A 6,900-nucleotide genomic window follows, 5' to 3' on the forward strand; every position below is an offset into this window, starting at 1 on the left:
CCTCCAAACAGCCAGCCGATGCCGCACAGCAGCCTAAAGAGAAGAAGAAAACTATTCCCAAGCCACTAATTCCCAATCCTGAATTAACAACCGCTGACGCGGAAATTTTGCAGGCAGATGTCACCACCTCTGAGGAAAAGATTCAAGAAGAAAGCCTCAGACCGAGTAGTCTCCATGAGTATATCGGTCAAAAAGATCTCAAAGGTGTCCTCGATATCGCTATTCAAGCGGCTAAAGTCCGCAAAGAATCCCTCGATCATTTACTATTATACGGGCCGCCAGGATTGGGTAAAACTACGATGTCGCTGATTCTGGCTTCGGAAATGGGCGTAAATTGTAAGATTACGGCGGCTCCGGCTTTAGAACGTCCGCGCGATATCGTGGGGATTTTGATGGGATTGCAGCCCGGTGATATTTTATTTATCGATGAGATTCATCGCCTTCCTCGGATGACGGAGGAAATTCTGTATCCAGCGATGGAGGATTTTCGCTTAGATATTACGGTCGGTAAAGGGAATACGGCTAAAATTCGGAGCATTCCATTACCCAAATTTACCCTCGTCGGCGCAACAACGAAGGTGGGTTCGCTGACATCACCATTACGCGATCGATTTGGACTAGTACAGAAGTTACGCTTTTATGAGGTAGACGAGCTGACTCTGATCGTCCAACGGACGGCGGATATCTTGCAAACTGTAGTAACACCTGAAGGTGCGGCAGAAATTGCCAGAAGATCGCGTGGTACACCACGAATTGCCAATCGGTTGTTAAAACGGGTGCGGGACTATGCTCAAGTCAAAGGTCATACCCAAATCGATGGCGAGATCGCTAGCGCGGCGATGGAGATTTATAATGTCGATCCGCTGGGCTTAGATTGGGTCGATCGACTATTATTGACGACGATGGCGGAGCAGTTTAATGGTGGCCCGGTTGGATTGGAAGCTTTGGCAGCATCGACAGGTGAGGATAGCCAAACGATCGAATCTGTGTATGAGCCTTATCTATTACAAATTGGCTATCTCCACCGGACGCCACGGGGACGAGTAGTGACGGCAGCAGCGCGGAAGCATCTGGGCTTAAAAGGAGGGAATGACAGCGGCGCACAGTTATCGTTACTAGAGGAGTAACTACTTAGGTGCCTCTGAATTCAGCAACGCCCTAATCCCTAATCCCTAAAGCCTAATCCCTAAAGCCTAATTCCGTACACACTGCATCTAGGGGCACATCCCAAGGATCGATCGGCAGTCGATCGACATAAGCAAAATCAAAGATAATGCCGATCGTCGGAATCTTGCGCCAGAGTGGATCGGCGCGCAGTCGATCGTAATAACCACCACCATAGCCCAACCGATACCCATCGCGATCGACAGCTATCGCTGGTACCAAAATTAAGTCGATCTCCTGTGGTGATAATAAGGGCGATGTTGGCGGTGGTTCGAGAATGCCATAACTGCCAGAAACTAGTGTTTGCAAAGGTTTCCAGCGATGCCACTGGAGATCTCGATCGAGACATCGCGGTAATCCCCACTGCTTGTGATGATGGGTAAATAGATAGTTGAGACTTGGCTCTTGGCGACAGCTTTGATAAGCAAGCACGGTTTGTGCGTCCCTAAATGCGGTATTTGCGGAGAGTCGATCGCAGATTAGCTCGCTGTGTGCTTGCCAAACTAGGGCTGGTAAAGCTTGGCGTCGATCGAGCAGTTGGCTGCGTAACGTCTGTTTGGGCGAGTAATTGGCTGGTGTCATCGTCGTCATCTATTACTACCGTTTATCCGCCAAATTAAGCAGGCGGATCTAGCAAATAGTCAGTTAAAATTCTAGTAGTTAGCTCTCGATCTAACCTGTGGTTTCTAGATATCCCCATCGTCGGATCGATGCCACTTAAAGCCAGTCAGAGCAGGACTTAGACTAGATCTAAATTATCTAGCTATTGGCAAATAACTCATCACTTGCTAAAAGTTAGCTCAAGAGTATTCGATCTTCTCACCACATCACTTTCACATGGAGTTGCTATGTCATTATCTATTGATACAATGGTCAGGTCGGTGAAAAATGAGTTCTCATCTCAGCAACTAGCACAGGTTTCAATGGAGCGTCGCAAACTAGTCAAGTTAGAAGTAGATTATATCCCACAAAGCCGGGAAAAGTGGGCCGAAATATTGGACGATCGCACTACCGATCGCGAACTCGCCGAAAATGCGATTAATGCTTGTTATCTATATGCTGGGCTGGATCGAGCGCGGGTGCTGTGGACGGAAAATCCGCTCACAGCGATGAAAATCTTACTCGATCGTCCAGATTTGGTCGATGTAGGTAGCAGTATACTACACCAAATCTGCAACAGTTGCGATCGTCAGATCGATGAGCAAATTGCGCCAGAATTTATTGATGTCGTTAAAGCTTATGCCAATCCGCGTGCAACGATTGTCGGTGAGCAACACCAGATGGCTTTCGATCCGCTGGGTGATTTTCTCAATCAAGTTTCGATCTGTGAAATCCAAAAAAGTCATCCGCACCTCGATCCGATGTCTTTACCGACAACACTTCAAGATTACCGGATTGCTTATCTAAGTTATTTTGACTATTTCCACCAAATTGGGGTCGAGATTCCCCAGATCCAGCTCCTCATCGATTTAGCACGATCTTGTGGTAATTGCTGGGCATTTGAAAATATTGCGATCTTGACTCCCAAACCAGCAGCGCTCGAATTTAACGATCGGGGCGAACTGATGGCGCTAGTATACGATGGCATCAATATCCTTGAGTAAATTTACCACTGTGGGCGATCGATTTATGGCATAATTATGAGTGAAGAAATTGCCATAATGTAAGTCGATCGGCGATCGCTGAAAACTTCAACCGATCTCCAGTCGCGCAGCCAAATGACCGCAATCGATCGGTTTGGCGATCGCCAGGAATAGAATAACTCCTATCAGGATGTCGAGATGCCCTTAATTACGACTGGTAAACCATTTATCCGCGATTTAGAACAATCGGGAGCATTGGGCGTATATGCCCCGCTAGAAGGGGGTTTTGAGGGAAGATATCAACGCCGCCTGCGAGCGACTGGCTATGAAAACATGTCACTGTCGGCTAGAGGGATCGGTGATATCGGTGCTTATCTGGCTGGCGTCCACGGCGTTCGCCCCCCTCACGTTGGCAAAAAGGAGATCCGCACCTACTTCATCCCACCGATAATCGATACCCGGCTGGCAACCATGCCAGCTACCGCAAAAGGCTTAGTATTATGGTTGATTGACGGACAGGTTCTATCTAACCAAGAGCTAGCTTATCTAGCCCAATTTCCGACTCTAGAGCCACGCGTTAAAATTGTCATCGAATTAGGTGGCGATCGTCAATTCCGGTGGGTGAAGCTCTCAGACATCGCCAGCTCTTGAAAATCGGCTCGCGCTCGATCCAGTTATAATCAAGATCTCTCACAGTTTTTTAGTATGAGCGCGATTTCTCCCAGTCAAGTTAAAGCCAGCATCGAAGCAGGTTTGCCAGAAGCAATCGTTCAGATCGTCGATCTTACTGGCGGCGGCGATCATTATCAAGCTGTGGTTGTATCCGCCCAATTTGAAGGCAAGACCCTGATCCAACAACATCAGTTGGTTTACAGTACCGTCAGCGAAGCGATGGCTAGCGGCGCAATTCATGCTCTCGCACTCAAAACATATACCCCCGCTACTTGGCAAGCTCAAACATAAGAGTTAGTTCCAGTTAGCAGTTCGCATCCCGTACCCCATTACCTATCCTGGATCCTCACATGACCACACCCACAGCAGAAAGAATCGGCAAAACGATCGCCGATAACAAAATCGTAGTTTTCATGAAAGGCAATAAATTAATGCCTCAATGCGGCTTCTCCAATCAAGTAGTGCAGATTCTGAATATCCTGGGCGTACCCTACGAAACCGTAGATGTCCTCGCCGACCAAGATATTCGTCAAGGCATCAAAGAATACTCTAACTGGCCGACAATTCCCCAAGTATATATCAATGGTGAATTTGTTGGCGGCTCGGATGTCATGACCGAAATGTATCAAAAGGGCGAACTGCAACAATTAGTGGAAGTTGCTTTAGCTAGTTAATTTTGCTAGCTATTAATTAGCAGTTGTCAAGCGATCTAATCATCGTTCGACAACTGCCGATCGAACTCATCATCATGAAATCGTTAGTAATAATCTGGTTCCTTTTGCAGCTCTGGTAATTCAAAGTTGGAAGGATCGTAAACGTAACGCATCGTTTCCTCTTCAAGTCGATTGATTTGATAGGCTTCTAGCGCATTAGTGCTACGCAATGCTGCTAAATAACCATCGAGATACAATCGGAGGTCATCAAAGCGGTAGCCGCGATGCCACATTTCTACTAAGGCATCGGTAATCTTTTGGTAGTGCCCGATCGTTTCTATAGTTTGCAGCATGGCTAAATCCTTAGACGTATTAAACAGGATATCTCAAAAATGCTCGACTGGGCATAATTTTACTGTAATCTATACTTTGAATAGTTGCAGTGTGGAAAATACGCCTTAGTCCCGGTGGTGCAGACCGATCCCTGCTGAGTCAGACATGTCCAAATCGTTAAATGTTCCGGGTTTAACAACCGTTGTTAACTAGTTTAACTGGTTGCCGTGCTGATGTCTGTAGCTCGATCGACTGAGGATTGGGGTCTGTAAATTGGTGGAGAGATGGGGCATTTAATCGGATCGAAGACTGCTAGTTGTATTCTCAAAAAAGTGTGCAGATTCACGTCATTGAAGGCAATCACAATTTAAGATCGCTACTAGCTTGGCATCTGCAACAAGCGGGTTATCAGGTACAACAATCGGCAACTTTAGCCCAAGCTTATCAGGAGTGCGATCGGCAACTACCTACACTGGCGATCGTCGATTCAGATTTACCCGATGGCGAAGGGATCGAATTTTGTCAGTGGTTGTATCCGCAGGGCAATTCACTGATGTTGATGTTATCGGCGCGAGTGCGCGATCTCGATCTCGTCGCCGCGCTGGAGACAGGTGTTGATGATTATCTCAAAAAACCGTTTGGGATGCCGGAATTTCTCGCCCGAGTGTCAGCTTTATTGCGCCGCAGCCGAGTGACGAACGTCATTCCGCTGGAGATAACTTGTGGCAATTTACGCATCGATTTAGTGCGGCGATGCGTTTATCTGAGAAAGCACTTAGCAACGCGCTCGGATACCCCGCAAATCCCGGTAGAGCCATCCATTCGTAGCAAGCTGGCGCACAACTCGGATCGATCGTCGATCGCCGCCAGAATCGATCTTAGCCCCCAGGAATTTAGTCTCTTGATCGTTTTAGCGCAAGCAAATGGGCGACCAGTCCATCGTCAAGAACTACTTAAACGCGCCTGGGATATCGATATTGACAATCCACGAACGGTCGATAGTCATGTACTCACCCTCCGCAAAAAGCTTGGTGATAACGACTGGATCGAGACAGTCCGCAAAATCGGTTATCGCTTAAATTATTAGAATAACGACGAAATTGTGAAGATAGCTACACATTTGTTCACGATCGGGTAAAAATAGTAATAACCGCAAGGAGTAATAGCAGATGATTAGTCGTCAAGCCGTAATCGAGTACCTAACTAAGCACCCCAACCACTCTACCTGGCAGATGCGGCTGCACTTTTTACAAGCCAGTCGTCAGCATGAAAGCCAATCGCCCATCTCGCTCGGTGCGATCGCCAACCAGCTCAATTATATCCTCCGCGATCTCGAAGCGATCGGGACGATTTCACCTCGCCCAGACGCCACCCGCGTCGAGTGTGCTAACGAACGGGCTGAATACAATACCAGTCAAGCTTTTAACATTACTGCTGTCGATCGCCACAGCTAGAAATTCGGTCAGCAGGCTATTTTTTAGTAGTCCACACGTTACTAAACATCATCAACATCGCACCGATTGAGATTGCGATTGCGAGTCCGCCAGCGATCGCATTTTGCGTAGTTTCGTCTAAAATCATTAGTAGTTACTCGCTTAAATATAATAAAGAATCGATCGCAATCATATCTTGCACCGATACATAAACATCGATCGAAATACACTCAAAACTTAATCCTAAGTACTAGAACTAGCCACTGTCTTGAAAAGTGCGTTTTTGGGGAAACTCCAAGAACGCACTTTTCGCTATCCACTATCCACTATTCACTATCCACGTTGCTTTAATTAGTTCTCAGATTGAGTTAGCCGTCGAATATTTAACACGTCACTCATCTGCTTGATTTGAGCAAAGCAGCGTTCGAGTTGCGCCTTGTCACTGACTTCGATCGATAGATCGATCGTCGCGGGCTTGGCATAATGCGTAATCACATTTGCCGAGCGGACGTTAACTTTATTATCCGTCAAGCGGGACAAGACATCTTTGAGAACGCCAACGCGATCGAGTACTTCCAGTTGGATGCTCACGGGATAAGTTCGGGGTTTCTCTTTGGCGATTTGGGTATTCCAACTCACTGGTAACAACCGATTGCCATCCATTTGTTCGACATTGATACAGCCTTGGCGATGAATGGAAATACCGCTATTGCGCGTGACGATCCCGATAATTGGCTCGCCCGGAATCGGGCTACAACATCCGGCGATGTAATGCAACAGCCCTTCAATACCCAAAATCGGGAAATCGCTATTTTGGGGCGTCGTTTGCTTGGGGGCGATTGTTGGTGGTAGTTCCGCTGTCGGCGTTTCGCGATCTTTGATCGTCTCGCGGAGGCGATTGACGACTGTCTTTTGAGTAATCTCACCATAGCCTAAACCAGCCAGTAAATCCTCCACGGTGACGTAATTGCACCGCACGGCGACAGAGAGCATCGGTTCGGACTTTAAGAGGGCTTCTAGACCATTTTTGCCGAGTTCGCGCTCTAGTAATTCGCGTCCCCG

Annotated in this window: 10 protein-coding genes; 7 read left to right on the forward strand and 3 right to left on the reverse strand. The window is 47.4% G+C overall.

The genetic code is table 11. The annotated features are described in order from the left end of the window. A partial coding sequence (ruvB, locus tag RMO35_RS24055) for a Holliday junction branch migration DNA helicase RuvB (RefSeq protein WP_309745093.1) occupies positions 1 to 1,127 on the forward strand: 1,127 nt, incomplete at its 5' end. Positions 1,128 to 1,179: 52 nt separating this feature from the next. Here ruvB and RMO35_RS24060 read toward each other — a convergent pair. Next, positions 1,180 to 1,755 carry a 5-formyltetrahydrofolate cyclo-ligase gene (locus RMO35_RS24060; protein WP_309745095.1) on the reverse strand — a complete coding sequence of 192 codons (576 nt, stop codon included), beginning with the start codon at positions 1,753 to 1,755 and terminating at the stop codon, positions 1,180 to 1,182. A 257-nt stretch (positions 1,756 to 2,012) separates the two neighbouring features. On the opposite strand from RMO35_RS24060, the gene RMO35_RS24065 reads away from it, so the two are divergent. From RMO35_RS24065 to grxD, 4 genes are all read left to right on the forward strand, one after another. Continuing rightward, positions 2,013 to 2,768 carry a hypothetical protein gene (locus RMO35_RS24065; RefSeq protein ID WP_309745098.1) on the forward strand — a complete coding sequence of 252 codons (756 nt, stop codon included), beginning with the start codon at positions 2,013 to 2,015 and terminating at the stop codon, positions 2,766 to 2,768. 177 nt (positions 2,769 to 2,945) lie between these two features. Then, positions 2,946 to 3,398 carry an NAD(P)H-quinone oxidoreductase subunit N gene (locus RMO35_RS24070; protein ID WP_309745100.1) on the forward strand — a complete coding sequence of 151 codons (453 nt, stop codon included), beginning with the start codon at positions 2,946 to 2,948 and terminating at the stop codon, positions 3,396 to 3,398. A gap of 54 nt (positions 3,399 to 3,452) precedes the next feature. Next, the gene (locus RMO35_RS24075; protein ID WP_309745101.1) at positions 3,453 to 3,710 is read left to right on the forward strand and encodes a BolA family transcriptional regulator; all 258 of its coding nucleotides are present in this window, start codon (positions 3,453 to 3,455) and stop codon (positions 3,708 to 3,710) included. Between the two features lie 59 nt (positions 3,711 to 3,769). Further along, the gene (grxD, locus tag RMO35_RS24080; RefSeq protein ID WP_309745103.1) at positions 3,770 to 4,093 is read left to right on the forward strand and encodes a Grx4 family monothiol glutaredoxin; all 324 of its coding nucleotides are present in this window, start codon (positions 3,770 to 3,772) and stop codon (positions 4,091 to 4,093) included. Positions 4,094 to 4,176: 83 nt separating this feature from the next. On the opposite strand, the gene RMO35_RS24085 is transcribed toward grxD, so the two are convergent. Then, positions 4,177 to 4,425, reverse strand: coding sequence for a DUF6761 family protein (locus RMO35_RS24085; RefSeq protein WP_309745105.1), 249 nt, complete (start codon positions 4,423 to 4,425; stop codon positions 4,177 to 4,179). A 314-nt stretch (positions 4,426 to 4,739) separates the two neighbouring features. Between RMO35_RS24085 and RMO35_RS24090 the strand changes: the two genes are divergently transcribed. Both RMO35_RS24090 and RMO35_RS24095 read left to right on the forward strand, forming a co-directional pair. Beyond that, entirely contained in the window at positions 4,740 to 5,492 is a 753-nt protein-coding gene (locus RMO35_RS24090; protein WP_309745107.1) for a response regulator transcription factor, read from the forward strand. Between the two features lie 82 nt (positions 5,493 to 5,574). Next, positions 5,575 to 5,859: a hypothetical protein gene (locus RMO35_RS24095; RefSeq protein ID WP_309745109.1), complete on the forward strand. Its 285-nt coding sequence runs from the start codon at positions 5,575 to 5,577 to the stop codon at positions 5,857 to 5,859. 330 nt (positions 5,860 to 6,189) lie between these two features. Here RMO35_RS24095 and RMO35_RS24100 read toward each other — a convergent pair. Further along, positions 6,190 to 6,900 (reverse strand): ACT domain-containing protein (locus RMO35_RS24100; RefSeq protein WP_309745111.1); only part of this gene is annotated, 711 nt, incomplete at its 5' end.

This window comes from Chamaesiphon sp. OTE_20_metabat_361, from assembly GCF_031364565.1.

Bases quoted from the DNA above. Each gene is read 5' to 3' on its own strand.
- RMO35_RS24065 (WP_309745098.1), top strand. From the start codon at position 2,013: ATGTCATTATCTATTGATACAATGGTCAGGTCGGTGAAAAATGAGTTC.
- RMO35_RS24095 (WP_309745109.1), top strand. From the start codon at position 5,575: ATGATTAGTCGTCAAGCCGTAATCGAGTACCTAACTAAGCACCCCAAC.
- RMO35_RS24060 (WP_309745095.1), bottom strand. From the start codon at position 1,755: ATGACGACGATGACACCAGCCAATTACTCGCCCAAACAGACGTTACGC.
- RMO35_RS24075 (WP_309745101.1), top strand. From the start codon at position 3,453: ATGAGCGCGATTTCTCCCAGTCAAGTTAAAGCCAGCATCGAAGCAGGT.
- RMO35_RS24070 (WP_309745100.1), top strand. From the start codon at position 2,946: ATGCCCTTAATTACGACTGGTAAACCATTTATCCGCGATTTAGAACAA.
- RMO35_RS24085 (WP_309745105.1), bottom strand. From the start codon at position 4,425: ATGCTGCAAACTATAGAAACGATCGGGCACTACCAAAAGATTACCGAT.
- grxD (WP_309745103.1), top strand. From the start codon at position 3,770: ATGACCACACCCACAGCAGAAAGAATCGGCAAAACGATCGCCGATAAC.